The sequence below is a fragment of the Desulforhopalus singaporensis genome (assembly GCF_900104445.1).
In the GTDB taxonomy this organism is placed as follows: Bacteria; Desulfobacterota; Desulfobulbia; order Desulfobulbales; family Desulfocapsaceae; genus Desulforhopalus_A; species Desulforhopalus_A singaporensis.
This window is the reverse complement of record NZ_FNJI01000043.1, coordinates 1-25,484: the sequence shown is the minus strand read 5'-3', so window position 1 is coordinate 25,484 and position 25,484 is coordinate 1. Positions and strand designations below refer to the sequence as shown.

At 42.6% G+C, this 25,484-nt stretch carries 21 protein-coding genes and 2 pseudogenes; 14 read left to right on the top strand and 9 right to left on the bottom strand.

Annotation, left to right across the window (positions count from 1 at the left end):
- The coding region (locus BLQ17_RS19570; protein WP_176761332.1) for an ATP-binding protein at window positions 1–204 on the top strand (204 nt) is incomplete at its 5' end.
- A gap of 582 nt (window positions 205–786) precedes the next feature.
- Entirely contained in the window at window positions 787–1,671 is an 885-nt protein-coding gene (locus BLQ17_RS19565) for a tyrosine-type recombinase/integrase (RefSeq protein ID WP_092225844.1), read from the top strand.
- Between the two features lie 1,009 nt (window positions 1,672–2,680).
- On the opposite strand, the gene BLQ17_RS19560 is transcribed toward BLQ17_RS19565, so the two are convergent.
- On the bottom strand, window positions 2,681–4,159 hold the full coding sequence (locus BLQ17_RS19560; protein WP_092225843.1) for a sigma-54 interaction domain-containing protein: 1,479 nt from the start codon (window positions 4,157–4,159) through the stop codon (window positions 2,681–2,683).
- A 255-nt stretch (window positions 4,160–4,414) separates the two neighbouring features.
- On the opposite strand from BLQ17_RS19560, the gene BLQ17_RS22360 reads away from it, so the two are divergent.
- The 4 genes from BLQ17_RS22360 (at window position 4,415) to BLQ17_RS19545 (ending at window position 7,996) form a co-directional block, all read left to right on the top strand.
- Window positions 4,415–4,726, top strand: a complete 312-nt coding sequence (locus tag BLQ17_RS22360) for a hypothetical protein (protein WP_143005568.1) — start codon at window positions 4,415–4,417, stop codon at window positions 4,724–4,726.
- A gap of 254 nt (window positions 4,727–4,980) precedes the next feature.
- Window positions 4,981–5,784 carry an acetoacetate decarboxylase family protein gene (locus BLQ17_RS19555; RefSeq protein WP_092225842.1) on the top strand — a complete coding sequence of 268 codons (804 nt, stop codon included), beginning with the start codon at window positions 4,981–4,983 and terminating at the stop codon, window positions 5,782–5,784.
- Window positions 5,785–5,824: 40 nt separating this feature from the next.
- A complete protein-coding gene (locus tag BLQ17_RS19550; protein ID WP_092225841.1) occupies window positions 5,825–6,592 on the top strand; it encodes an acetoacetate decarboxylase family protein in 768 nt (255 codons plus the stop codon).
- A gap of 132 nt (window positions 6,593–6,724) precedes the next feature.
- A complete protein-coding gene (locus BLQ17_RS19545; RefSeq protein ID WP_092225840.1) occupies window positions 6,725–7,996 on the top strand; it encodes an MFS transporter in 1,272 nt (423 codons plus the stop codon).
- Between the two features lie 92 nt (window positions 7,997–8,088).
- On the opposite strand, the gene BLQ17_RS23740 is transcribed toward BLQ17_RS19545, so the two are convergent.
- Complete coding sequence (locus BLQ17_RS23740) at window positions 8,089–8,379, bottom strand: DUF4372 domain-containing protein (protein ID WP_092225839.1); 291 nt, start codon at window positions 8,377–8,379, stop codon at window positions 8,089–8,091.
- Between the two features lie 118 nt (window positions 8,380–8,497).
- On the opposite strand from BLQ17_RS23740, the pseudogene BLQ17_RS19535 reads away from it, so the two are divergent.
- Window positions 8,498–8,923: pseudogene (locus BLQ17_RS19535) on the top strand (integrase core domain-containing protein); the annotation flags it as partial.
- A 240-nt stretch (window positions 8,924–9,163) separates the two neighbouring features.
- On the opposite strand, the gene BLQ17_RS19525 reads toward BLQ17_RS19535, so the two are convergent.
- The 5 genes from BLQ17_RS19525 to BLQ17_RS22730 all read right to left on the bottom strand — a co-directional run bounded on the left by BLQ17_RS19525 (window position 9,164) and on the right by BLQ17_RS22730 (window position 14,362).
- Complete coding sequence (locus BLQ17_RS19525; protein ID WP_092225836.1) at window positions 9,164–10,048, bottom strand: formate dehydrogenase accessory sulfurtransferase FdhD; 885 nt, start codon at window positions 10,046–10,048, stop codon at window positions 9,164–9,166.
- A 282-nt stretch (window positions 10,049–10,330) separates the two neighbouring features.
- Complete coding sequence (locus tag BLQ17_RS19520) at window positions 10,331–12,196, bottom strand: aldehyde ferredoxin oxidoreductase family protein (protein ID WP_092225835.1); 1,866 nt, start codon at window positions 12,194–12,196, stop codon at window positions 10,331–10,333.
- Complete coding sequence (locus BLQ17_RS19515) at window positions 12,193–12,675, bottom strand: 4Fe-4S dicluster domain-containing protein (RefSeq protein ID WP_176761330.1); 483 nt, start codon at window positions 12,673–12,675, stop codon at window positions 12,193–12,195. The genes BLQ17_RS19520 and BLQ17_RS19515 overlap by 4 nt, the downstream gene beginning before the upstream one ends.
- A 116-nt stretch (window positions 12,676–12,791) precedes the next feature.
- A complete protein-coding gene (locus BLQ17_RS19510) occupies window positions 12,792–14,204 on the bottom strand; it encodes a cytosine permease (RefSeq protein WP_176761329.1) in 1,413 nt (470 codons plus the stop codon).
- Entirely contained in the window at window positions 14,201–14,362 is a 162-nt protein-coding gene (locus BLQ17_RS22730; RefSeq protein WP_176761328.1) for a hypothetical protein, read from the bottom strand. The genes BLQ17_RS19510 and BLQ17_RS22730 overlap by 4 nt, the downstream gene beginning before the upstream one ends.
- Window positions 14,363–15,002: 640 nt before the next feature.
- Here BLQ17_RS22730 and BLQ17_RS19505 point away from each other — a divergent pair.
- The 7 genes from BLQ17_RS19505 (at window position 15,003) to BLQ17_RS19475 (ending at window position 24,743) form a co-directional block, all read left to right on the top strand.
- Window positions 15,003–16,778 (top strand): sigma 54-interacting transcriptional regulator, encoded by a 1,776-nt coding sequence (locus BLQ17_RS19505; RefSeq protein WP_176761327.1) that lies wholly within the window; start codon window positions 15,003–15,005, stop codon window positions 16,776–16,778.
- A 1,005-nt stretch (window positions 16,779–17,783) separates the two neighbouring features.
- Window positions 17,784–18,524 (top strand): SDR family NAD(P)-dependent oxidoreductase, encoded by a 741-nt coding sequence (locus BLQ17_RS19500; RefSeq protein WP_092225831.1) that lies wholly within the window; start codon window positions 17,784–17,786, stop codon window positions 18,522–18,524.
- A 69-nt stretch (window positions 18,525–18,593) separates the two neighbouring features.
- Window positions 18,594–19,862, top strand: a complete 1,269-nt coding sequence (locus BLQ17_RS19495; RefSeq protein WP_092225830.1) for an MFS transporter — start codon at window positions 18,594–18,596, stop codon at window positions 19,860–19,862.
- A 399-nt stretch (window positions 19,863–20,261) separates the two neighbouring features.
- On the top strand, window positions 20,262–21,056 hold the full coding sequence (locus BLQ17_RS19490; protein WP_092225829.1) for a TorF family putative porin: 795 nt from the start codon (window positions 20,262–20,264) through the stop codon (window positions 21,054–21,056).
- 87 nt (window positions 21,057–21,143) lie between these two features.
- Complete coding sequence (locus tag BLQ17_RS19485) at window positions 21,144–21,953, top strand: acetoacetate decarboxylase family protein (protein WP_092225828.1); 810 nt, start codon at window positions 21,144–21,146, stop codon at window positions 21,951–21,953.
- 112 nt (window positions 21,954–22,065) lie between these two features.
- Entirely contained in the window at window positions 22,066–22,872 is an 807-nt protein-coding gene (locus tag BLQ17_RS19480) for an SDR family NAD(P)-dependent oxidoreductase (protein ID WP_092225827.1), read from the top strand.
- A 212-nt stretch (window positions 22,873–23,084) separates the two neighbouring features.
- A complete protein-coding gene (locus tag BLQ17_RS19475; protein ID WP_092225826.1) occupies window positions 23,085–24,743 on the top strand; it encodes an NAD-dependent malic enzyme in 1,659 nt (552 codons plus the stop codon).
- A gap of 95 nt (window positions 24,744–24,838) precedes the next feature.
- Here the strand turns inward: BLQ17_RS19475 and BLQ17_RS19470 are convergent.
- Both BLQ17_RS19470 and BLQ17_RS19465 read right to left on the bottom strand, forming a co-directional pair.
- Window positions 24,839–25,126 (bottom strand): annotated as a pseudogene (locus BLQ17_RS19470) (transposase); the annotation flags it as partial.
- A 13-nt stretch (window positions 25,127–25,139) separates the two neighbouring features.
- On the bottom strand, window positions 25,140–25,484 hold a 345-nt coding region (locus BLQ17_RS19465), incomplete at its 5' end, for a transposase (RefSeq protein ID WP_176761326.1).

Below are 25,484 nucleotides of genomic sequence, written 5' to 3'. Positions count from 1 at the left end.
ATACTTGAAGATCGCCACGGTCTCAAATCAACCCTGGTGACCAGTCAGCTACCTGTTGACCTCTGGCACGAACAGATCGGCGATCCGACCCTTGCAGACGCCATCCTGGACAGGCTGGTGCACTGTGCACACAGAGTAAAACTCAAAGGAGAATCCATGAGAAAAATGAAAGCAAACTTGACGTCAATGCAACCAACGAGGTAATGGACAAATAACAGCGTCGCTTCGCTCCGACTACCCGGCCGCGATCATCTGGAATGGGTGGCCGGAATCACGTGGAATGAGTGGCCGGGATCGTCTGGAATCACCGGCCGGGATCAGTGGAATACGCAAAAGTATTTAAAGTCGCTTGGTGTGGATGGGATACGGTCAGTAATGGAGGAATTTGCTGGTACCTGCAGAGTTCCTTTTAATTCTGCGGCTCTTGGTGCAGAAAATAAAAAGCCGTCATTAGAGCCGTCACAACCATATGAGCATAAAAAAAGCCACTCAGAAATGAATCTAAGTGGCTGAATTTACTTGGTGACCCCAAGGGGAATCGAACCCCTGTTTTCGGCGTGAGAGGCCGACGTCCTGACGTAAGCTAGAAAAACAATTTTTCTTTGTGAATCTTTCACATCACATGACATCTTCATGCATAACAATCACTAGTATCTGACATAAGCACGATGTTGCACAAAAAGCAACAAAAAAATGGAGGATACATTTTTTTGTTGCTTGATGCAGCTCTAGGTTGCATACTGACCTCATAAATCTAAAAATATTAGTAGGTTGTAGGAGGTTAGGATGAGTGTAGGCATCGAAGAGGTTTGGAAAAACTTTGCAGAGATAAAGCTTTACAATACAAAGGGAAAAGAGACTGAAATTTTGCGGTGGGAAAAACATATTTACCCTTACTTCAGAGGGAAAACAATTGCTGAAATTAACAACTTAGAGGTAAGCAAATTTACACGATATCTAGAAGAAAAAACATTAAGTCCCCAAACAAGAGCACATATACTAGGCTTATTGAGAAGAGTTATTTTGCAATCAATTAAGTGGGAAATTTATAGTGGTCCTCCTCCTCATTTTGAAATGCCTAAGTTTGATAATAAATCTCTAAGATATTTAACTATTGAAGAAGCAGATTTACTCTTTGCTGAGTTAAAAAAAAGGTCCATTTTGTGGCATGATTTTTCCCTCTTGGCATTAAATACTGCTTGTCGATCAGGAGAATTATTGAAGTTAGATTGTGGCTCGGTAGATACAGTAAATAAATGCCTTTATATACTTGATAGTAAAAACAGTAAAACGAGGGTGGTTCCACTTAACAAAGTGGCATTTTCCGTTATAAAAAAATATTTAACGAAAAACAATGAAAATAGGGTTTTTACTTACAAAGGGAAAAATATAGATAGTGTATCACCTACATTTAGAAGGTGTGTAAGTGCAGTTGGTCTTAATGAAAACATCTCCGACAGAAGGTATAGAGTTACTTTTCATACATTGAGACACACTGCTGCTAGTTGGATGATTCAAGAAGGTGTGCCATTGCTAGTCGTTTGTCGATTACTTGGGCATTGTAGCTTAAAAACAACAATGAGATATGCCCATCTTGATCCAACGCAAAGAGAATTAGCAATAAATGTCATTGAGATGGCCACAAAAAAAATATTTTCTTCTAATTATTGATAGGTATGTTGATAATTAGAATAGTCTAATAAATTGCATTCATTTGCTAATGAATTTATTAACACATAGAGTGTTTACTGTAAAAAATGGCTTGTAATATCCTGATTCATCTACCTTGCAAACTATATTTATTTTTGCTTCAATAAAAACCTCATAATTTATATAGAAAATTATATTGATGCTTTTGCTATAGTCAAAATATTTTCCATATTCATGTATCTAATTTTAGCACATTGATATATCGCCTTAATGCATGGGGTTTTTTAATTTTTTTTCGGTTTTTTTGTCACATATCATACTTTTTGAAATATTTTTCATATGTTTTTCGTTCTTTTTATTTCTTTTGTTATATAATGATACATTAAAAATGTATAAGATTGTATAAAAAAGAATAATTGATTAAAATATTTTTTTTATTATGGAGTGTGGATGGCAGGACATGCAAAGTGGACCCATTTTTGTTAATGGGTCAACTTTACGCCTGCCTTATTCGCGATGCTCAACGGTTATTTTATTCGACTTTGGCTCAATATTATTTTGATTACAAGAATGAAATCGAACTAGGGGAAATTTGAGATTTAAGTATTTGACGTTACGCTGTAGTATGGTCAGGTAGGTACGAAGCCTTAATACCTGACTTGGAACCATCAGCCAATATTTACACTGATGAGGGAAACACTTTATGTTTGAAGCATCATCAATAAAAATTAGCAAAAATGAGATTCTCCATTTAATAAGCATTAATAAAATCTCTCCAAACTTAAAAAATATTTAGATGATAGTATAGGAGGGATTTGTGAAGCTGATGAAGCTTCAGACATAAAAACAGTCAAAAAGAGACTGATAAATTTCTTGAAAACCAAGAAAGACTTAGAGATTGAAAAAGGTGCTGTAGCAGAGTTTTTTGCTTAAATTGTGCCCTGTATCCGATTTTCAGGTTACTACGTGGAGAGACCTCATCGGATGAAGATTGGGTACTGGTGAACGGCTACATTTATCAGAGCCTTTCTTATTTAGTTTTATGAGTGACTTTATAAGACAGCACTGTTTGTATACCAAGTTTTTTAATCTTGTTGAACAGCGTTTGTTTAGCTACGTCTAATTCTCTTGCGGTTTTTGATACATTGCCATTATTCTGCTTTAATCTTTCGATTATGAGGTTTTTTTCAACATGAGAAACAATGTCTTTGAGGCTTGTGTTTCTATCATTAGAAGGCTCGGTATGGTGTCCGGATTTCGGATCACAACCCTTATCTATACCAGTATTTTTAGAATAATCGGAAGATTGAAATATCTTATCGGTTAAATCGAGACTATCAAGTGTAATTATCTTTGATTTTGCAAAATAGACTGCTCTTTCAACAAAATTTTTTAACTCTCTCACATTACCCATCCAGGCATACTTAAGCATCCAATCAGTAACTTCAGAATGAAATCCAACCACATTTGTATTTGTTGATTTTTTTATTTTATTAAGAAAATGACAAGCTAACTCTGGTATGTCTTCTTTTCTGTTCCGAAGGGGAGGAATAGGGATTGTAATAACATTCAGTCTATAAAATAAATCTTTTCTAAACAACTCATTGACTAACAAATTAGTTACTGATTCATTGGAAGCTGAAATCAGTCTGAATTGAAGAGGAATTTCTTTACTGGAACCGACACGCATCACTTTCTTTTCTTGAATTGCACGTAAAAGCTTACCTTGTAACCCCAACGGCAATGAATTTATCTCATCCAGAAATAAGACACCGTTTTGAGCATTTTCAAATAAACCTGCTTGGTTTTCTGCGCCTGTAAAACAGCCTCTGACTGTACCGAAAAAAATACTTTCCAATAATGGTTCGGGAATTGCGGCGCAATTAAACGCAACAAAAGGAAATTTTTTATTGTTTTTACTTAATGTATAAATGGACTGGGCCACTAATTCTTTTCCAGTTCCTGTTTCTCCGAAGATCATAACATTGGCATCGTTTGTGGCTGCAATATGTATCTTCTCTTTTAATTCACTGATCGATGAACTTATTCCCACAATATCATCAATACAGTAGTTTGTTTTAAAGTCATGCTGTCTATTGTTTTTTGAAGAATAGTTTCTACTGTTTTGTAACTGCATATTTTGCTCGGAAAGTGTGCATATACCGGTAATATCTTCACCGATTGTATAAGCTCCTACTATTTCATTTTTAATTTTGATAGGATACGTACTTACATGAGCAATACAACGACAGCCTAGGCAATTAATGTAGCTAATCATCTTGTTTTCAATAGATTTACCAGTCTTAATCGCTTCTGGAATACCGCTTTCATCCATTTCCTTCTGAGAAAAGAAGTCTAAATAGTTTTTTCCTATGACATTACGATTTCCGTAGGTCATCTTCATTTCATAATCATTCACGAATATAATGTTGTAATCTTTGTCTGAAACCTCTATTCCTATATTTAAAGAATTAAGTATGGTATGAAATAATTCTAAAGATACATTCATTGTAGAAATCCTAAAAATATATCACTCTTGTTTGAATGATTAAGTAGAAAATAGAAGCCTCTTAAAAGATGACAGTTCATAATGAGCCTAGCTAGAGGCCGAAGAAAATCGCCCATAGTCAAACCTATTAATCCGGCAGGCAATTATCTTTAAATTTCAAATTTTTTATCACGTTGTAGTTGTGTGCTTATAGGTTGGTGTTCAACTATTCTTAGTAGTGTTCAATGCCCACTGGAGTAATAATAGGAGGATCTCATGGAAACTATGCATTACATAGGATTTGATGTCCACAAGAAAACCATCAGTTACTGTATCAAAAACTATCAAGGTTGTGCCCTCGATCGTGGCACCATTCGTTCTACAAGGTCGGCATTGTTTACCTGCCCCAAAGGAAGAATAGTTCCTTGGATTGGCGCCATGGAAGCAACCATGTTCACCGGCTGGATTTGTGATTTTCTTATGCCTCACGCCGCCGGCCTCTGTCTTCTAAGCAAACATCAATCAATCATTATCCCATTATTTATATTTTGTCCAATTTTATGGACATTATTTGGGACGACAATGTGAAACTTCACAGGAATAGAATTGAATTATTCTGCAACCCATTGATATTGATGGTCAACTGCAACAAATAAATATTGGCATGAATTTCGCTACTATTAATCCGAAGGCTGAACGGCAGACATATCCCAAAAAAGGAAGTAATGAATTTTCAGTAAGTTAAGGTGCCATATACTTCGGGCAATGTCTACTGGTCAGGTTTCGTATTTATATCTCAGAAATGGATCGCTAAAGTATCAATATGTTAAGGAGGTAAACCCATGACTTTACACTATGCTGTGAAGAACGGGAATAGTATTCCTGTTCAGGCACCGCGTTTCGCAGAAAATTCTGTAAATCCTTATTATTGCAATGATCATCAAACAATTGCAGTGTATTGCAGAGCTACACCCGAAATCATCGATAAATACCTTGCACCGACACCATTCAAGTCCGTTTCTGATGTCTTTATGATTATGTTTTCAGATTGCACTAATCATGACGGAATAGAAGGAGCGTATCAGGGTGTATCATTTGTTTTTCCGGTGAAACATCGTGATGTTATTGGTGGATATCATATGTTTACATATACGGATAATACTGACATTGTTCTTCGAAATCGAGAAGTATTTGGATATCCTGATAAACTGGCCTCAATAAATATATTAGAGGAAAATGATAAGATTACATGTACTTGTCACATTCAAAAAACCGGCGTGTCTAATGGTTCAAAATTGATTCATTTAGAACTCGATAAATCAAAGCCTCTGGGAAATAGTCTAGACGTGCCAAATATGACGCCGGATATAATTTTAAAGACAATGGGACGACCAGAAGGCCCTGGAATACTGTACGAATTGGCTTTAAGTCGGGATACTTCACCGGACTTTACATTGAAAAACAAAATAGAAGCCCAGGCAACTGTGAAGCTGTATGAAAACAGTGAAAACCCCTTAAATGAGTTCTCTCCCATTGAGGTATTAGGAGGGGTTTATACGGTTGGAGATTTTGCCAGCACAAACGAGAACGGTTGGGCAAAGATATTGGAAGAAGTTATTCCTCTGGAAGATTATTTCAAGTCGTAAGTCCAAAGTACTAAGAAAGCTACTCAGAAAGGAATCTGTTATGCAAAAACCACATGTCGTAATACACTCAAATAATATGCCCATCCAAGCACCTATTTGCGGAGAATGGCTATCAGAGCCATATGACGCCCCTGATATTAAAATGTTAAATGTCTATGCAAGGCTGGATGAGGAAGTCGTAAAAAACTATCTCAAACCAACACCTTACGAATACCATAGCAATATAGGCCTCTTTTATTTTGCTGATTATTCTCAGATAACATCTGCCGATGCACCCTTTTATGATTCCGCACTAATGGTACCTGTCAAATACAAGGATATGACAGGTGGCTTCTATATGTTTGAATTTGAAGATGGACCTGAATCTACTTCCTCAGGTCGGGAGGGGTGGGGTCATCCTAAGATGATGGCTGATAGAATTTCCATGACGGAAAGTGAAGGTAAAGCAATAGGAAATGTATATCTGAAGGGGAAAATGATATATCATGTGGAATTGGACATGAATAAAAAACCATCTGTTTCACTTCCTGTTATTCCTTTAGAACCGAATTTGCTGCATATGAAACACCCACGTCCTGATGGACCAGGCACATATTGTGAATTTACTTTGGTCAGATATATTGAAGAGGATACGACTATAAAACATCAGCAGGACTGTGAGGTTGTGGCTTTTGATATTCAAGGAGTAGGAGATAGAGATCCATGGCACATTTTTAAGCCTACTAGAATACTCGGCGGAGAATATATCATAGCGGATTATACTGGTTCAGAAAGGACCCCTCCAAGAATACTTGACAGAATTATTTAACTCATATTTCAGATTCGCTTATTACTCATCGATTAGCTTAAATAGTTGGTTCTGAAAATTAATGATGTATTTGATCACAAATAATAGCAAGAGGTTAATCGAAGAAGATAATTAAATATTCGGGGTAAAAATATGGAAACGATAAAGGCTGCAACAATGAATGAAACAAACACAGCAGTTGAAAGGATGAGTTCACAGGAATGGTTAATCCTGTTGATTTGTTTTTTAACAACTACTTTCATTGCCATCCCGTATTATGGCCATGCAACACAGTGGGATACAATGATGGAAAAGTTCGGACTAAACTATACCCAAATGGGTATGCTTGATTCGGTTACTGCGTTTTCTGCAGGAATAGTCCTGCTTTTCGGAGGCATGCTGACCTATAGATGGGGAGCCAGAAACGTCAGTATCTTGGGTATGTTGGTCGCTGCAATAGGACAATTGGGGTTTGCCTATATGAACGATTATTCAGGCCTTATACTCATGCGTCTTGTTCAAGGTGCCGGAATTGCCCTTGTATATGTCGGTCCTTATGCAATGGTACTCAGATGGTTTGAAGATACAAAGCATCTTGGATTTGCCCTTGGCGTGATGATTGCCTGTGACGGTGCAGGAGCACTGCTTGCCCTTTATTTATTTGCCTATGTTCTTGCTGGTTTTGGTTGGGTTACTGGAGTAACAATCGGTGCTGCTGCCCTTGGTATATTAGCTGTTGTTACATTCTTATTTCTAAAAGAACCGGATAAATGGTATAAAGCCAAGGAGGAGCATATAAAAAACCCTATTCCTCTTGGCAAGGAATTAAAGGAAATTTTTCTAAACAGAAACGTCTTTTCTGCCATCATGATGATAATTCCGGTATGGGGAGTGTTTGGCACTGCGGTTTACTGGGTACCAGCTTTTCTAATGGAAGATGCTGGCTGGAGTGAAACTACTTCCGGTCTTGTGGGATCTGCTTTCGCCTGCGCGGGAATGCTTGCTTTTATCTTCGGCATGCTTTCAGATCGGTCTGGAAAGAGAATGCCTTTGACCGTTATTTCGTGTATTGGTTCTCTTGTTGCTTTTGCACTTTTGACTGTATTTTATATAAGAGGAAATTTTGGGCTTGTTTCACTTATGCTTGCTGTCGCAGGATTTTTTATGTACTGCGGGCTTCTTCTTGTCTACTACCTTGTTGCCGATGCAATTGGCTCAATCAGATCAGCAGCTGCTAATGGCCTGATTATGTGCTTAGGATATCTCATCGGCGGTTTCGTGTATCCTGTCGCTGTTGGTTACTTTAAAGATTTGACGGGAAGTTACACCAGCGGTTTCATCGCAATAACTGTTTCGATACTGCTTTTTAGTATTCTCGTTATTCTGTCTGGGAAGGATACTCCAAAAGAGATCCGTCCTGAATAGCTTCTTTTTCAACTAGCGTTGGAACAGCAAATAATGCATTGCTTCCTAATTCTTCCAGGTGGTGTAAAAAATAATGTGTAAATTTTTCTGAACTAAAAAAAGGCGCTTTTCCTAAAATAAGGTTTCAATATCCGCCAAGAAATCAAAACCAAAGGAAAAGCGCCATGAAAGTAGAACTTACAGTACCTGAGGAGATCGAAATCTTCAATGAGATTCAAAAGAAACCAGAAGCACTCTTTGAGATGATTCGCCTCGATCTGCAGCAGACAGTAGGAGAAGCCCTTCGAACGATGCTCAGCCTGATGTTTGGCTACCAATTGAGCAAATTCAGTACGTGGAAAATGATGAAGAAGTTGACTAAACAAGCTGGAACCTTTTAGCATTTGTCTGCCCTCTTTGGTTGTTGTTGTATGACTTTTTGTTGGCGCAAAAATCTTACACCACAATCCATCAAGAGGGTATTTTGTTTAACAAGCTATTTTGGACAAGAGTGAATCTTCATTGTGGGATGGAAGGAAATTTCGAACCTTCAACGTCATAGACGATTACAACCGTGAAACGTTAGCAATCGAAGTTGATTTGAACTTGCCGGCCAGTCGCATTATAAGAGTTTTGGACAGGATTGCCACCTTCAGAGGCTATCCGAAACAGATAAAGATGGACAACGGTCCGGAACTGATCTCTCTTGCCATGGCTGAATGGGATGAAGATCATAATCTTCATCTTGAATTTATAGAAAAAGGCAAACCGACCCAGAATTCATTTGTCTAGAGATTAAATGGAACTCTGAGAACCGAGATCCTTGATTATTATATTTTCAACACTTTGCGTGAAGTTCTTGAGATTATAAGCAATTGGCTCGAAGAGTACAATGATGAACGACCTCATGAGTCGCTTGGAAATCTCACGCTAAGGTCTTTTCTCCAGCTAATGCAGCAAGGGCCACTTTCGCCTTAAAATTAGCTGAATGGTTGCGTCGCTTTCTCTTTGTCATAATCTGCTCCTTCTTTTCACTACTATAAGGTTCTTATAGGTAGCAGATTTTCCACTTAGAGGCTTATTCAAATTCTTTAGGCCAGCTCTTTCAAGGCATAGCGTTTCTTTTTTGCAACCGACTTCTAGGCGAGTTGGGGCACAAGGTAAGAACCTTTTGATTTATGAGGCATATCAAAACATTTTGATATGCTTTTTAAAAAGCAGAGATTTTCTATCCCTTTCTTTGAGGGAATCCCCCCGCTCTTCAAAGTCGATCATTTCGTGGTTATTATAGACGAAAAAACGTTTTCCCTTGGCTCTGGCTATAATGGTCATGCCCAGGTTTCTGGCGATATCTAGACCCATTTTGGTAATCCCTGAGCGGGAGATCAAGATCGGAATATTCATCAGCGCCGCCTTGATGACAATTTCCGAGGTGATACGGCCGGTGGTGTAAAACAGTTTGTCTGAGCCGCTGATATCTTCCGCCCACATCTTGCCGGCAATCGAGTCGGCAGCATTATGCCTTCCTACATCCTCAATAAGGATAAGAACGCGATCCAGGCTACAGAGGGCGCAGGTATGGACGGAGCCCCCAGCGGCATAGATGACGTTCAGAGGACGTATCTCTTTTAGTAAATTGTAAATGGATGATTTTTTTATGGGAAAAGGTTGCAATCGTATATCGTAAATTTTGTCGAGGCTGCAACTGAACACCGTTCCCTCTCCGCAACCGGTGGTGACGATCTTTCGGCTCATCTTATGTTTGAGATCGATAACCCTGTCTTCCCTGGTAGTTATCGAAGCGGTTTCCCCCCTAAGATTCACCTCGAGACTGGTGATATCGGCATAATCTTCGATCATTCGCTGGTTTTTCAGATAGCCGAGGATCAGATATTCCGGGTGGGTCCCCAGGGTCATCAGGGTTACGATCTCCTTATCGTTTACTTTGATGGTTAGGGGAAACTCGGTGACAATATGGACCTCTTTTATTTGGCCTGTTTCATCGGTAACCTCGACTCTGTGGGTTGGTTGGTACCAGTCGTTGTTGTTGGTATATATTCTGTCTTTTGTCATTGTTTTCGATTTGTTGCTGAGGAGTTTAGTGCAGCCATGCTAGTTAATGAAAAAAGTGTTGGCTTTCAGAGCCAAAAAAATTGATTACCACCAATCTTCAGCAAGCCAAAAGGATTAATAAAAAGAAAATTAATTTTGCAAATTAAATATGTGATCATAATTTTTTTTATTAAAGACTGCAAAATACCCTGCGGAAAGTGGCAAGAGATTTTCCGCAGGGTAAACCTCCTCAAAAAGGAGGTGGAGACAATTTTTCCAGAGCAAATCTTTACAGAATGAAAGTTAAGAAAGATCTAATTCATCAATCTTCTCTTTTTGGGGAATGCCGTTTTTATCCCAGCCGCGCATCCGATAGTAATCGGGCAGCAGCTGGTCCTGTTCGAACACTTGTCCTTTTGAAGGGCCGTCGGGCATCGGTTCGGTAAGAAACCTTTTGGGAAGAGTGTCGTCTTTTGCCGACAGCCCGGCCCTCAGGTTGAACAGACGCTCCAGGGTGAAGATCCGCTCCCCCTGTTTGTTGAGCTCATCGACTCCTCCGAACTTTATACCGGTGGCGCTTTCGAGCAGGTCGACCACATCCTGTTCCGGGGTGTCCATCAGCAGAAAATAGCAGAACCCGAGGGAATCGTATGCCCAGGCCGAATAGTCCTGGTAATGGATGGTCATCTCCACCTTGCCTTCGATGGCGTGGGCGTCGACATCTTTTTCCGGCGACCAGTAGCCGAGCATGGTGGTCTCGTAAATCTCCGAACAGTTTACCTCGGCTCTGCAGTGGTCTCCGCCGCGGTTGTTGGTGACAAAAGCGAGCCCCTGTCCCTTGACGCCCCGCGGGTCGTAGTTGGGGAGCTCCTGTTTCTTGACCGACATCGACAGCTCGGGGTGGCCGTAACGTTCTCCGAGGCGGTACGATCCTTCGCCCATAATCCAGCCGAACCCGTCGCGGGTGGCCATTTTTTGCACCAGGTCGAGAAGTGCCTCGTGATCGCCGAAGTGTAGCGGGTAGCCGATATCCTTTTCCGGAAGAGCGCCGATTTCATAAAGTTCCATGGCGCAACCGACGGTCACTCCGGCGGAAATGGTATCCATCCCCATATCGTTGCAGATCCTTCCGGCTTTGATCACCGCCGGCAGATGATCCACTCCGGTTACCGAACCAAGAGAAGCCACCGATTCGTACTCGGGGCCTTCTCCTTTTCCTTCGTAGCCCGGCTCGTTGACGACGCTTAACCGGGCGCAGCCGGCAGGGCAGCCAAAGCACGCCTTGGAGGGTCTTGCGCCTCTCGCCGAATATTTTTCGGCAAACGTTTCGCCGCTGATTTTATGGGCGCCTTCGAATACGCCGGTCCTGAAGTTACGGGTGGGCAGGATGCCGAGGTTGTTGGTAAAGCTGAGAACGCCGATGGTGCCGTGCTGGCCAAGCCCCTGGGCGCAGCTTGGCGACGGGTCTTCCCAGTATTTCCAGATCTTGGAAATATTTTTATTGAATGTTTTAAGGTCAGCTATCTTGACTCCTCCGGTACCCCGTACTACCACTGCCTTGAGGTGTTTCGATCCCATCACCGCGCCGACGCCGCCTCTTCCCGCGGCCCGTGCTCCGGTGACGCCGCCGGTGATGACGTTTGCCAGACGCACCATGTTTTCGCCGGCGGGACCGATGGCGGCGATATGGGCCATGGGATCCGTTTCCGCCAGCAGGATTTCCTCGGAGTCTTCGGTTCCCTTGCCCCAGATATGATCGGCCGGCCGCAGTTCCATTTTACCATCGTTGATCCAGAGATAGACCGGACTCTTTGCCCTGCCTTCGAAAATGATAAAGTCAAAGCCGCTGAACTTGAGTTCGGCCCCGAAATATCCGCCGACGCCGGCGTTGGCGATACCGCCGGTCAGTGGGGATTTGGTAACGAAATAGGTCCTGTTGCCGGCCGGCGGCATACAGGTCAGCGGGCCGGTGGCGACGATCAGCTTGTTGTTCGGTTCAAGGGCGTCGGTCTTCGGGTCCACCTCGTCCCACATGTATTTTGCACCTACCCCCCGCGCCCCGAGGTACTGCGTCATGATCCGCTGGTCGTTTTCACAGACGGTAATAGTGGATGCGGTGAGGTTGACCCGGATATGCTTGCCGGTCCAGCCAAAATTTTCGGTCGTCATATTTCCACCTCCTCCATGGCATCCTTTATTTTTTTGATGTACTCCATGCTGATTTTCTCGCTCACTTTGTCGATCTCCTTAAATTCGAGCGCTCCGTAAAAACAGTGCTTCACACATTCGGGATCGCCGCCGCACAGGTCGCATTTATCCGCAAGCCTGGTCTCTTTGGAAAACCCCATGGCGCCGAAAGGACAGGCCTTGACGCAGAGCCTGCATCCGATGCAGTCGTCTTCGCTGAGCTCAATTGCGCCGGTGGTCTCGTTGCGGGAAAGGGCGTCCTTGGGACAAACCTCCACGCAGGGAGCCTTGCCGCACTGCTGGCAGACCACCGGATAGAAGAAGAAATCCCTGGAGATGATCCGTACCTTGATTCTTGATTTTAATGGATTGATCTCCCCGAAATTGTGCGTCGAACAGGTAAATTCGCAAATCCGGCATGCGGTGCATCTTTCCGGATTGATCTCTATCTGTTTTGTCATTGTTCTACCTTTGGAAGTGTAAGATTTATTGGAGTCAGTTTTTGTCGGAAACTGTCGATCCATAGTTGCGTTGGATGGGGTGCCTATGGTTGCAGCGACCGTGACCCCTGCCAATATCAGTTGTTGTAATCCCCCATATTCCTGCACAATATTTTGGTCGCCCCATAGTAGACCAGCGCGCTTATCACCAGGGCCGGTATTGAGGCGGAAGTGTATTTAAATGGCGCGTGGGAGACGTAGGAGACCGGGTTGAGCAGATAGACATAGCTGAAAAATCCTGCCAGTACGCCTAAAACCCCCGCCGGGTTTATTCCACCGAAAAAGTAATAGGGAGAATCGGTATCCGTCTGGTAGAGTCCCAGGCTGTTGACCTGCTGTTTTCTGAGCAGGAAATAATCCACGATCTGTATGCCGCAGACAGGAGCGAAGAAAACACCGAGAAAGGCAAAAAACGAACCGGTGTTGTCAAAGAAAAAATTCGGGATGAGAACGGCTATCACCGCTACCGGCAGCAAGACGATAAAGGTGATCCAGTTCCAGCTCACGCCTTTTTGGAAAACCGGTATCTGCTTGAGTCCGATGCTCGCGACATAAGCTCCGACAACCGCTGTTCCTATGTTGGCCATGGCGAGAAAAACGAGTGCGCCGATGCCGAGGTAGACGCCGCCGAATTGTATCAGCCAGGCGGTTGGATCGGAGTCCCCGGTGACCAGTGCGGAGTAGAGGCCGATAAGACTTATCACCCCCGTGGGCAGCCCCATGCAGAGCATCGCCGGCCAGGCGGCCTGGCGGGCACTGGGCACCATCCTTACTATACCACCCATATACGGCCACCACGAGAGGACCGAGGCGACAAGGATTTCAAGACCCGCCGTATAGTCCCAGAGCCGGTCCCCGGACGATGCCAGGGGTTTGCCGCTCAGGATCGCTTCGGTTCCGAATCCGGTGATCAGCTTGTACAGAATCCACAGCGCCAGGCTGGTGACGATTATTGAGATGAAATAGGAGTAGTTGCGGATGGATTCTGCCCCTTTTCTGAGCAGCAGCCAGGACACGGTGATTGCCGCAAGCGAGCCGAGCGCGGAAACCGTGCTGACGCCTGACTCGCCGACCCAGCCGGCGGCAAGAGCAATTCTCCCGGTGGCTCTTCCGAGCAGGATGAGCAGGAGGCAGTTCCAGCCGAGAATCGATGCATACTGCAAAAAAATTGAAAAATAGGATCCCCTGACACCGAACTGCGGAATGCTGGCGGTTATGGTGTCCACTCCGTATCTGACGCTGCAGGGAATGGTTGCCAGGACGACAAAGAACATACCGACCAGGCTTCCGGCAATCATCGCATAGGTACCCATGACCGCGTCGAGGTAGTATGCAACGTAGCCTCCTATCATGTAGCTCCAGGCCGCAACGCCTGCGGAGATGGCAACGGCGGTCAGTCCCCATGCCCCCCAGATGCGTTCCTTCGGTAGGACCGGCCAGGTCCCCTCTATGGCCTCATGGGTCGCTCTGGAATCCATTGTAGTGCTCATATCTGCCACCCCCATACCATGAGGAGAAGAGGAAGGATAATTCCGGCAAGTACCAGGAGCGTATAGTCCTTTTTAGTTAGAGGTTCTCCTTCGTAGTCGGGATTGTCAACAAGCTTCAGCCGTCTGGCAAGGTCGGGATCGAGTTTTTCTGTGGTCATTTCTCCTCCGTGTCAATTTAGTATGTTGTTGAAAATAGTACTGACTATTCGGAAAAATATTCTGCAAATTATGTGCCAAAGATAGTTGCTGTTTTTTTGAAAGCATATCGTTTGACTTGGTTAATTCGAATGGAAGATGCTCTGGTTTAACGTGTTGATTTTATTGTTTAGTAAGGCGAACCCTGATTGGCCGATCTTGGTAGCAATAGCGCCAATTTCCAACCCACAATATTTTTGTTGTTTGCAAAAAAAAATAGTGGGTTGGCTTTTCGACGTTTCGCTTAATAAAAGTTGAAAAAAGAAAATTTCAAGTAGACGAGTGTGCCCGACAGGCAAAAAATCTGTTATAAGATGGTTGTGTTTTGGTGTGGAAAAGAGTCATAGAAATAGGGCGATACGGGGAAATCTGTGGAAAAAATATTGTAAATCAAATACAATGCAGTATGGGCATTAGAATAAAAAAAATGTAAATAATTAAAGACACGTCTGCAGCTAGTCGGTATTGGGGAAAATATGTTCTAATTCAATCCGATGTTCTATTTTTATCTGAGTTGGCGTTTTCGTGAGCCAGAGAATCACTTCTTCCCCCAATTTTACTAGGGGAATAACAGGGAGATGCATGGTATTGGTATCGGGAAAAATGGAATCAGAAAGAATGTTAAAAAATTTTTTTGACACTCTTGAAGATACGGTAATCATTTTCGATGGTTCAGGTCAGATTGTTTATGCTAACCCGTTTGCGCAAAGAATGCTGGCCTACCCGTTATCGCATATCATTGGTAAGCATTTTCGGGAATTATATCCTGAAAACCAAGTTAATATTCCAGAGGGGGGAGGGAGTCCTGTTGAGGTTAGCTTAAATCTTGTTAAAGAGTTGCCGTTGATTACCGGAAACGGAGATTTGATACATGTAAAAACACAGATCTCCAAAATTCTAGGAGCGAAAAATCAGCAAATTTTTGTTAGTATTTCCAAGAAGATATCAGATTCCGAAACTATTAAAAGGCAATTAAAACTCAAGGAGAGAGAAAGGAAAAGCCTTTCTTCGCTTATAAACAACCTACCGAGTTTCGTATATAGTTGCAAAAACAACATAAATTATACAATGCAGATTGTGAGTAAAGGTTGTTTGGACCTTACCGGTTATCGGCCGGATCACTTCATTAACGACTCTTTAATTCCAGCATTTGATATTATATATCCTGAAGACCGTCATGCTGTACGCAAAAGCCTTGATAAGAAATTAGCTAATAAAGAGTCTTATTCTGAAAAATATCGAATTGTAACACGATCAGGTGATGTCAAACGGGTCTGGGAGCAGGGCAGTGGCGTGTTCGCTAAAGACGGCAATTTGATCAGATTAGAAGGTTTCATAACAGATATATCGGACCAGAAACCGATTGAAGTGCAATCAGATCAGAACGAAAGACTGTTAATCACTAAAGTTGAGAATCATGGCAAATTTTGTAACATCGTGGGGCAAAGCGATGTTATGCATGATTTATTTGACACTATCCGTAATACGGGAAGAACCGAAAGCAATGTGGTCATATTGGGGGAATCCGGAACAGGTAAGGAACTTGTTGCAAAAGCTATCCATAAGATGAGTAAAAACCACGAAAAACCCTTTGTCCCTGTGAACTGCAGTGCAATCCCCGAAGAGCTGATTGAAAGCGAATTCTTCGGATATAAAAAAGGGGCTTTTTCTGGGGCTAATTACAATAATCCTGGATATCTTGATATGGCTGATAAAGGGACATTGTTCTTGGATGAGATAGGAGACATCAGCTTAAACTTACAGGTTAAGCTTTTAAGAGCTATTGAGGGAAGCGGCTTTACCCCTGTAGGCGGAAGAGAGCTCAGGAAGCCCAATTTCAGAGTTATAGCCGCAACTAACAAGGATTTGGTCCGCCTTGTGCGAGAGGGTAAAATGCGTGAAGACTTTTATTATCGTATTAATATCATTCCTATATACATTCCCCCGTTGCGTGACCGAAAAGAGGATATCCCTCTCTTGGTCAATCATTTTTTAAAACAATTTACTGGGAAAACTGCATCTTCTGTTCCCCAGAATATCATGGACACCTTTTTAGGTTATGAATGGCCAGGAAATGTAAGAGAACTCCAAAACGTAGTTCAGCGTTACATTGCCACCAAACATGTGGATTTCCTAGAGTCAGGTATAGAAAAAGTCGCGCCAGTTCAGGAAAGGCAGCTTGTGACCATTGAGCAGAATAAGTTGGATGGCACGTCATTGTCATGTTACCTGGAAGAAGTTGAGAAAAAATTACTTCTGAAGTTATTGCGAGAAAATGATTGGCACAGGGGAAAAGTAGCAAAACTACTGAACATCAACTATCGAACGCTGCAGAGAAAAATTAAACGTTATGGTATAAAATGTGTTCAGAATCAATAACTTATGGCCATTGAGTCCATCTGCGCCAATGGTCGATCAAATCTAACAGGGTACAGTATTTTTCCTTTTAAAACTGCAGCATTGAAATATTTGGGTTTTTAAAAGAGTACCCTCTTTCCGTACGGCCCTTTTCCACCTTATTATTTTTTGTTACGTGGAGTTGTTCCATCTTATGATGTGTGGGAACTGCTGATTCAGGCCAAGTCTTTATAGAACCAGAGTGGGCAAAATTTGAAGAGATTTAGATATTGCAAAAGTACTTATTGATCAGGCGGGCATTTAGATCCATGGTTGATCTGAAAAAACCATGGAATATCAGTTAATTAATCTGTGTATTACATGATTAAAATACCCACCATCTTAATAAGATGCCAGTTTAATTTATCACATTATTATTCTGGCCATCGTATGACGTTTATGTCTTTATGACATTGTTGTCTAGATAGCTATATGGCATGGGTGCCATATATATGGCACCCATGCCATATAGTGCTTTCCAAAAAAAATTCCACCATGCAATTTCATTAACATCCTAAAGTTTTTCCCGTCGTACTGCAGATTTCTGCCCATGTGGTCTTTTCTATTTTCTGGTTAAGCATGACGTTGATTTCGGCCATTTGTGAAAATATGTAAAAGCCTTTGGAGTATTTGCGGCCTGTTTCAGCTTTCAATTTTTTTTAAAGGTCTGCTTTAGCTTTACTCGATTAACAACTTGGGAACGGATAACAAAATATACTGAAAATATAATTAATCCTGAGATATTACAAAATATTATTGCATAGAATCTCTGGCTATTCAGTAGAATATATAGCTTTCAGCGTCAGCTTAAACAAGATAAAGTTCTCTGGTTGGCGCACAACTTGCACAACTCAGAACAAAGCCGAACAGCAGGATCGTATGGGCTGAGGTTTATCTGCAAAAATCTTCATCTTTGCAAAGAATAGTCTACGCAACCCGTTATTAAGATTTAACAACATTAAAAAAAACTGACAGGAGGTAACTACTTTGAGACTAGAAGGAAAAGTCGCATTGATTACGGGCGCAGCGTCAGGAATGGGAAGGGCAGCGGCGTTAAGATTTTCAAAAGAAGGTGCAAAGATATTCATAACCGATATCAATGAAAACGGACTGGCTAAAACAGTTGAACTGTTAATATCGGAGGGCCAAGAAGTTGTATCAATGCATCATGATGTGCGAAACGAAAATGCATGGGAAAAGGTAGCCGATGAATTAGTAAAAGCTTATGGGAAAGTGGATGTTTTTTTTAACAATGCCGGAGTGTTGATTCTAAAAACGCTGGAAGAAACCACATTGGAAGAATGGAATTATCTGATGTCTATAAATTGTACCGGCATGTTCCTCGGTATGAAACACATTATACCGTTAATGGTTAGACAAGGAGGTGGGTCCGTAATCAATACTTCGTCGGATGCAGGAATAGTAGGTTTTCCCGAGTGCGCTTTGTATGGAGCCAGTAAAGGGGCCGTTCGTATTATGACCAAAGATGTTGCAGCAGAGTATGTCAAAAAAAACATCCGTGTGAACGCAATATGTCCAGGTTTTGTAGATACTGAAATGGTGGCGGATATCCCCAAGGATGAACTGAATGAATTTGCCCCTATGGGGCGAGCCGGGACAGTAGACGATATTACTAATTTACTGGTTTACCTTGGATCTGACGAATCGGGATTCGTTACCGGAACAGAAATCATTATTGACGGAGGCGGTTCCAACATGAAGGTATGATTTATTTCTGATCCTAATCTTACAAAAGGGATTATCACAGAAAAAATTTAACAAAAAAGGAAGGGAAATATGGCAGCTTCAAATGTTTCTACCAACGATCAATTAAATTCAATCTCGTCGGTTGCAGGACAGTGGCCGGCTCTAGCCCTCTGTTATCTGGCTACTGTCGCAATCTTTATACCTTATGTGGGTTATTCAACAGCGATCCCTCAGATGATGCAGGATCTCGGGATGAATTACACCATGGTCGGTACACTGGCTTCGGTTACGGCGTTGGCAGGGGGGATTGTCCTTCCTTTTGCCGGTGTACTTGTAGACCGGTGGGGTGCTAAAAAGGTAACTGTGTTAGGACTGCTTATAAGCTTCATAGGGCAACTGATCTTTTCCTATATGCCAAATTATGAAATGATGCTGCTTTCAAGAATTATCCTTGGTGCCGGCATTGTGCTGTTGTTTGTCGCTCCCTACACCCTGGCTATCAGATGGTTCGAGGAATCCGACAAAATTGCCGTTTCACTGGGCGTTATGCTTGCGACCGACGGTATCGGAACCCTAGGTGCGCTGTACCTGTTTTCCAAGGTTCTTACTGCTTATGGCTGGAGAAACGGATCTGCTCTTGGTTCAATTGTGGTCTTTGTTATGTTCGTAATTGCCTTGTTTTTCCTGAAAGAACCCCCTAAGTATACAGATGTTCAGGAAAAACGTGATGTTAATGCCGACCAATCCAATCAAGCAAGCGTTTTAAAAGAGTATTTTGCGGTTATTGGAAGAAAAAACGTTATTATTGCATCATCCTTCCTCATCGGGGTATGGGGATCTTACGCTATAGCAGTTTATTGGGTGCCGACGCTTCTTATGGAAGCAGGTTGGTCCGAATCCTTGGCAGGCTTTTTGGGTGCACTCTATCCGGTGACCGGTATGGTCGGTTCCATAGTCTTCGGATTGATTTCCGATAACATCGGTAAAAGAAAGCCGCTGATTTTGATCTCCGGGCTGGTTATGGCCTTAAGTTTCGTAGCAGCAGCATTCGCTGTGTCTATCAATAGTTATGGACTGCTTGCAGCGATGCTGCCGTTGTCAGGGCTCTTTGCATACAGCGGTCTTCCCATTTGTTATGCCCTTGCAGCAGATACCGTGGGCGTAAAACTTGCCGCTACTGCTAACGGATTCATCATGTCTGCGGGACTTCTCATAGGTGGATTACTCTATCCTTTGGCACTGGGAATTGTTAGGGACCAAACCCAGGCATATACATGGGGATTTATTGTTGCTGCAGCTTCCCTGTTGCTGCTCAACTTTCTCTTGCCTTTAGCCGCGGATGATGTGAAGGCCAAATAACGCACTGTACCCGAAGTAAGATTTATAATCTCTTAATGATTGGACTGCCTGGTAAATGGGACGGTTGAAAAACTTGTTTCCGACCCAGAAAATGGTTGGCGAAGGTAATTCGGCTGCCTATCAACCTGTAGCATCCGGATCAAAAAAATAATTCCGAATCTAATTGTCAAAATGTGAGGACGAACAGTTGATGTCTGGTTCGATGTAGAACTCAATTCACTCTGTTTATTGATAATTGTTTTTCAGGTAACCCCTTGGCTGCAAGACTGACTTGGGGACTAAGGCCGCATCCAGCCGGACGTCCGGGAAGTTGCTGTTGACTAGATTCTATTTAATCCTGAAGGAAGACTGTACTGGTCGCTCTTTCTTCCAACTTTCAATATTTTTTAGGAGTTACTGATGAGAAGAGATTTATTTGCATTTCTTTTGGCGGTCACGATTGTCGTTTCTTGTTCCTCGACTTCGTTAGCGAGTGAGGAAGCAAGCATTTTTGCCGCTGAAAACTTCAGCAGTACACTTATCCTTACTTCTGATTATGTATGTGAGGGTGTGTCCTATTCCGATCAGGATCCCGCAATTCAAGGTACAATAGATTATTACCACCCTGGTACCGGCATTTTCGTTGGTTTGTGGGGATCCAGCTGGGATGACGGAGGGGTGTCCAATGATATTGAGCTTGGCGGTTGGGTAGGCCAGGCAGGCGCCTTAGGACCAATCACATATGATGTAGCCGCCTACTACTGGATCTATCCCGGTGCTGAAGATGAAGGTTTTGAATACGATTATTTTCAGGCAGGTATCAATTTAAGTCACACCTTTGAGGAAGCATTTCTGTCACCTAGTCTAAAAGTCGGATACTTGTGGTCACCTGAATATTCTGGCGAGGAAGGAACATCTCACAAATTTATGAGCCAGTTGGGGTTGTCTCTTATGTATGGCTTTAGGATGGAACTGGAAGCCGGTCATTATGACATTGAGGGTGGCAACATTACCGGAAATGGTGGTGGTCTCGACGGTGGTGACGGCTATGACTGGGAATATTATCGTGTCGGCCTTTCAAGAGACTTGATCGCCGGTTTCAACGTCGATTTGAGCTACCATATCAACAGCGAGGATGAATTTTTCAAAGAATACTACGGAGGAAAAGATATTGCTGACAACCGCCTGGTATTCACCCTCTCCAGAACCTTTTAGTCAAAGTAACCTCTTCGAGTTTTTTGGGAGGTCTCACTGCTCTTTGAAAGCAGTAAAACTATAAATCATTAATAGGAGAATGTAATTATGAGTAAGTATGTAAAAACACCGGAAGAACTGGCAGAAATTCAAGAGATGATGAACAAAGGTCGATTTACCTGTCAATCTCTAATTATCGAATTCGAAACAACACCTGAATATATCAAATCAGTTTTGGCACCGTGTTTTGAAATGGGGGATCAGCCTCTTGGCTGGGCTCATGTTGGAAAATGGCAAAGCGATATGTGTGGTGAATTCGACTGCGGTATAATCTATTTTCCTGTTAAATATAAAGCTCTTAGTGGCAAGGTTTATGAGGGCACCACCATGATGACGTTGTTTGTAGGCAATGACATGCCCGTTTCCATTGGCCGGGAAATGTGGGGGGAAGGTAAGAAGACTGCGACTGCACAGCTCTTGTATGATGGGGATGAAGTATATGGCTATGTTGAGAGAAACGGCGTCAGAATTATACAGATTTCGGCAAAGCTTGGTGCGGATCAAGGTCCTCAGCCGACGGTTAAAGCCGATGACTTTGAATTTAAATGCCAGCCTCATGTAACTGGATACGGCATTCAGAACGATCCAATTATCCTCAACATGCATGCCGAGGATACCTATCGCGTTTACAAGGAAGGAACTGGAGAATTAATCCTGACCGGAACCAATGTCGATCCACTGGACGAAATTCCCATCGTAAAAGTCAATGGTGTTACCTACTCCGAAGGAGCTTCCATATGGACAATTCCGTTCCATGATGTACTGGTCGGTAAAGGTGAAGAATTTCTTCCCTACATGTATGGTCAGAAATATGACGATTTCAGACTTCTGGAAAAACCGATGCGCTGGAGGAAATAACCATTTCGCCCCGCAACACTAACCTTTTTAGAGAAGCTGTTGATAAATGGCTTCTCTAAAAAACAAATTATGAGTGATAAAAAGGCAATTCATTAAAAATTTGAGGTCAAATATGTCTGTATTAAATCTATTCAAACTTGACAATCGTGTTGCTCTGGTAACCGGAGCAGCCCAAGGAATTGGTTTTCAGTATGCGCGTGCGATGTCTGAAGCAGGCGCGGATGTGGCGATAGTTGATATCAATAAAGAAAAGGCAGAACAATCTGCCAACGAACTGGCACAAGAGACAGGAAGAAAAGTAATTGCCTTAGGAGCAGATGTCTCTAATGCAGAAGACACCGAAAAAATGGTCCAAGATACACTTAAAAAGCTTGGACGTCTTGACATTTGTTTCGCAAATGCAGGAATTTCTGAACCTGATCTTCCTGTCAAAGATATCGAAGACTATCCGAATGAACTTTGGGATAGATTGATCAAAGTAAACTTGAGAAGCCATTGGTTGACTAATACTACTGCTGCTAAGGTGATGAAAAAACAGAAAAAAGGGAGCATTATTAACACTGCCTCCATTTACGGTCTTGCCGCTGATCCTATATGGGGATGTATTGGTTATAGTGCAGCAAAAGGTGGCGTTGTGAACCTTACAAGGACGTTGGGTGTCATGCTTGCTCCATATAATATACGGGTAAACGCTATTGCTCCAGGATTTGTAGATACAGGCATGAGTGAAGCGGAACAATTAGACAACCCTGATCCAGAAATCCAAAAGTTACAAAACGAGACCCTGTTCCGCACCCCTTTGGGAAGATATGCGCAACCCTCCGAGATGCAAGGGATTGCATTATATCTCGCCTCAGACGCCTCTTCGTACGCGACCGGATATACATATGCTGTAGACGGAGGATGGCTTTCTGCATAAACAAAAAAATATATAGCTCTCACATTGGCATTTACTGGAGCATCAGTTTCTGAAATATTTCAAGCATTCAATTAGATACAATCTTATTCCGGTGGGTAAATAGAATAGGTCCTTACATATGTTATGCGATAGGTTTTTCATTGATATTCGTGCCATGTAATGCCATTTTTTGTTTCAAAAAGCCCACCGGGTTAATAAAATAACTACCACAAATGATAGACAATAAATACTTAGAGGTATTACCTTTCAGTTTTCCCACTGGAGTCCAACTGGTTAACGATCCTTTTTTGAACAAGGGAACTGCATTTACAAAAGAGGAGAGAATTGCTCTAGGTCTTCGGGGATTGTTGCCGCCTCGCATCAACACCATGGAGGAACAGGTGGAGCGGGTTATGGGGAACTATTACAGTAAGACTTCAGATCTGGAGAAATATATCTTTCTCATTGCCCTGTTAGACCGTAACCAGACTCTGTTCTATCGAGTGCTGGCAGATAATCTAGAAGAAATGCTGCCCATCATATATACTCCGACAGTGGGAGAGGCGTGCCGGGAGTATGTTCATATTTTCAGACGCCCTAGGGGAATTTTTGTCTCAGCGAACAATAAAGGCCACTTTTCCGAAATCCTACGCAATTGGCCAAATCGAAACGTAAAGGTTATCGTTATCACTGATGGCGAACGTATTCTTGGTCTAGGTGACCTGGGTGTCGCCGGTATGGGTATCCCCGTGGGTAAACTGTCGCTTTATATCGCCTGTGCTGGCATTCATCCCTCTTTGTGTCTGCCGGTGACCATAGATGTAGGAACCAATAACTGCGAACTTCAGACGGATCCACTTTATTTCGGTATGCAGCATCAGCGAATCCGTGGTGACGAATATGACAGCCTAATCGAGGAATTCATCATGGCCGTGCGGGACAATTTCCCTTCAGCCCTGATTCAATTTGAGGATTTCGGTAATGTCAACGCTTTTAGGTTGCTGCAAAAATACAAAGACCGAATTTGCATGTTCAATGACGACATTCAAGGTACGGCGAGTGTTGCTCTAGCCGGACTTTATGCTGTAATGCGCATGAACTCCACAGAATTGACAGATCAAAAGATTCTATTTCTTGGTGCTGGAGAAGCGGGTACAGGTATCGGAGATCTTATCGTGTCAGCTATGCAGGCTGAGGGCCTATCCCAGGAAGACGCTCGGCGCAAATGCTGGTTTTATGATTCCAAAGGACTGGTCGTTAAAGATCGTGAACATCTTGCTGAACACAAGCTCCCATATGCCCATGAGCATAAATACATCTGCGATTTTGAGGAGGCAGTTAAGGAGTTGAGACCCACCGCTATCATCGGAGTGTCTGGGACCGCAGGTGGTTTTACACGTAGTATTATCAGCGAGATGGCGAAAATCAACGAAAAGCCGATAATCTTTGCGCTTTCCAATCCTACTTCCAATGCAGAATGTACTGCAAAGGAAGCCTATCTTTGGAGTGAAGGGAGAGCTGTTTTCGCCAGCGGCAGCCCTTTTGAACCAGTTCATTTATTTGGAAAAACATTTTATCCTGGCCAAGGTAATAATGCATATATTTTCCCAGGAGTAGGGCTTGGTGTTGTGACCACTAAATCACGCCATGTCACTGAGGAAATGTTTCTTGAGGCAGCAAGAACCCTGGCATCACAGGTCTCAGAGGATGACTTTTCTTGCGGCAATATCTATCCACCTCTGAGAAATATAAGGGACGTTTCGGCCAGGATTGCATTACGGGTAGCGGAAATTGCCTATGATCAGGGACTGGCTGAGGTGCTGCGTCCAGATGACTTGGATGACTTTATCCGTTCTAGGATGTATGAACCGGTCTATAAGAACTATGTATGATGTATACGATTCAGACATCAAAAAAATAAACACTCTATCCACCGGCAGTTCCGGAATTTGACGACTCTGTAAATAATTCTGTGTAACTGCCTTTTTCAGATTTCAAAGAATCTATTTTCATATTCAATGAGAAAGCGGTTCATAGCCGGTTTCCAGTTCCCAATTGGCATGGTCCATCTCTCAGAAGCTTTCTGGATAGCCAGGAACACAACTTTAAAAGTTGACGTATCGTTTGGAAAGATGCGTCGGTTTTTTATTGCTTTGCGTATCAGGCTGTTGAGCGACTCAATAGCGTTTGTTGTATAGATAATCTTCCTGATATCATAAGGATAACTAAAAAGTGGTGTGACATTCTCCCAACGATTCGTCCAGGATTTTGCGATATTAATACGAACGTTAATCAGTAGACACGAGCGAGTATTTCGTCCATGGATGCTGGAAGAACGACTTTACTATCTCGGGACTGCGCTGAAGTGAGCGCATCACCTTCATAATTCTTTTATACAGATCCCACGCACTGGTGGTGGTCTGACGACCAATATTATGATTTTTCAGATAATTCCATACATGCTCATCAGGATTTAGCTCTGGTGCGTATGGTGGAAGAAAGAAAATTCTCAACTTCCCGTTGGTGCTTTCCACATATTGACGAACTTCATTCGAACGATGGACAGAGCAGTTGTCGAGAATCAGGAAAACAGGCCTGTCGGTATTGGCAATAAGGCGCTTGAGGAATTTTAT

What these genes read in the sequence shown, in the direction of transcription:
- BLQ17_RS19565 (WP_092225844.1), top strand. Translation starts at nt 787, where the DNA reads ATGAGTGTAGGCATCGAAGAGGTTTGGAAAAACTTTGCAGAGATAAAG.
- BLQ17_RS19560 (WP_092225843.1), bottom strand. Translation starts at nt 4,159, where the DNA reads ATGAATGTATCTTTAGAATTATTTCATACCATACTTAATTCTTTAAAT.
- BLQ17_RS22360 (WP_143005568.1), top strand. Translation starts at nt 4,415, where the DNA reads ATGGAAACTATGCATTACATAGGATTTGATGTCCACAAGAAAACCATC.
- BLQ17_RS19555 (WP_092225842.1), top strand. Translation starts at nt 4,981, where the DNA reads ATGACTTTACACTATGCTGTGAAGAACGGGAATAGTATTCCTGTTCAG.
- BLQ17_RS19550 (WP_092225841.1), top strand. Translation starts at nt 5,825, where the DNA reads ATGCAAAAACCACATGTCGTAATACACTCAAATAATATGCCCATCCAA.
- BLQ17_RS19545 (WP_092225840.1), top strand. Translation starts at nt 6,725, where the DNA reads ATGGAAACGATAAAGGCTGCAACAATGAATGAAACAAACACAGCAGTT.
- BLQ17_RS23740 (WP_092225839.1), bottom strand. Translation starts at nt 8,379, where the DNA reads ATGCTAAAAGGTTCCAGCTTGTTTAGTCAACTTCTTCATCATTTTCCA.
- BLQ17_RS19525 (WP_092225836.1), bottom strand. Translation starts at nt 10,048, where the DNA reads ATGACAAAAGACAGAATATATACCAACAACAACGACTGGTACCAACCA.
- BLQ17_RS19520 (WP_092225835.1), bottom strand. Translation starts at nt 12,196, where the DNA reads ATGACGACCGAAAATTTTGGCTGGACCGGCAAGCATATCCGGGTCAAC.
- BLQ17_RS19515 (WP_176761330.1), bottom strand. Translation starts at nt 12,675, where the DNA reads ATGACAAAACAGATAGAGATCAATCCGGAAAGATGCACCGCATGCCGG.
- BLQ17_RS19510 (WP_176761329.1), bottom strand. Translation starts at nt 14,204, where the DNA reads ATGAGCACTACAATGGATTCCAGAGCGACCCATGAGGCCATAGAGGGG.
- BLQ17_RS22730 (WP_176761328.1), bottom strand. Translation starts at nt 14,362, where the DNA reads ATGACCACAGAAAAACTCGATCCCGACCTTGCCAGACGGCTGAAGCTT.
- BLQ17_RS19505 (WP_176761327.1), top strand. Translation starts at nt 15,003, where the DNA reads ATGGAATCAGAAAGAATGTTAAAAAATTTTTTTGACACTCTTGAAGAT.
- BLQ17_RS19495 (WP_092225830.1), top strand. Translation starts at nt 18,594, where the DNA reads ATGGCAGCTTCAAATGTTTCTACCAACGATCAATTAAATTCAATCTCG.
- BLQ17_RS19490 (WP_092225829.1), top strand. Translation starts at nt 20,262, where the DNA reads ATGAGAAGAGATTTATTTGCATTTCTTTTGGCGGTCACGATTGTCGTT.
- BLQ17_RS19485 (WP_092225828.1), top strand. Translation starts at nt 21,144, where the DNA reads ATGAGTAAGTATGTAAAAACACCGGAAGAACTGGCAGAAATTCAAGAG.
- BLQ17_RS19480 (WP_092225827.1), top strand. Translation starts at nt 22,066, where the DNA reads ATGTCTGTATTAAATCTATTCAAACTTGACAATCGTGTTGCTCTGGTA.
- BLQ17_RS19475 (WP_092225826.1), top strand. Translation starts at nt 23,085, where the DNA reads ATGATAGACAATAAATACTTAGAGGTATTACCTTTCAGTTTTCCCACT.